The sequence below is a fragment of the Bifidobacterium sp. UBA6881 genome, assembly GCA_002451435.1.
GTDB lineage: Bacteria > Actinomycetota > Actinomycetes > Actinomycetales > Bifidobacteriaceae > Bifidobacterium.
The window spans coordinates 3329-4225 of the sequence record DKCF01000019.1 but is presented as its reverse complement, the minus strand read 5'-3'; the positions used below and the strand labels follow the sequence as shown (position 1 = coordinate 4225).

General features: G+C 61.3%; 1 protein-coding gene. It reads right to left on the bottom strand.

The features are described from left to right. Positions 1–790, bottom strand: a 790-nt coding sequence (locus B3C64_RS01365; RefSeq protein WP_291533209.1) for a cysteine ABC transporter substrate-binding protein, incomplete at its 3' end; no start/stop codon positions are given. Positions 791–897: the final 107 nt, after the last annotated feature.

Sequence of the window (897 nt, the reverse complement as noted above, 5' to 3'; positions counted from 1 at the left end):
CGATCTCATCGTTGATCCAGTTGAGCAGCTCCTTGTTGCCCTTCTGGACCGCCGGCGCGATGGTGTCCTCATCGCCGAGCTTGGTGATGCCGACCTTGAAGCCCTTGTTGGACTTCGCCCATGCGAGCACCTCGGTGTTGTCGGTGGAGAACGCGTCGCCACGACCGTCAAGCAGCGCGTTGTAGGCGTCGGCGTACTGGTCGTACTTCTGCAGCTTGACCTCCGGGTAGTTCTTCTCGAAGTAGGATTCCGCCGTCGTGCCCTTGGCAATGATCAGGGTCTTGCCCTTGAGCTGGCTCACGTCGGTGATCTCGGCGTTCTCCGGAGAGACGACGCCCAACGCGACCTTCATGTACGGCTTGGCGAAGTCGACCTTCTCCTTGCGCTCGTCGGTGACGGTGAAGTTGGCGAGGGTGATGTCGACCTTGTTGGAGGTGAGCACATCCACGCGGGCGGCCGGATCGACGGAGGTGTACTTGACCTTCACGCCCAGGTCCTTGGCGAGACGCTCGGCGAAGACGATGTCGTAACCGGCGTACTTGCCGTCCTTGTCGACGTAACCGAACGGTGCCTTGTCGGAGAACACGGCAACCTTGAGCTCGCCGGACTTCTTGATCTGATCCAGCGTGCGCGCGGTGGTCTTGGTGGAGCTGGAACCGCTCGACGAAGACGCCTCGTCGCTCGGCGTGGCTGCGGACGGACCGCATGCGGCCACGGAGGCCATCATAACCAGCGCGGCTCCTGCGGCCACGATGCTTTTCACTGTTCTGCTGATGATTGATGCGGTCATGGTTTCTCCTCTCTACAAGATGACTGCCATCAAAATTTGTTTGCGGTGCCGGCACCGGTAGTCCCGTGATGGTGCCGGCTCCGGCCGATTCACCCACCCGCACGACG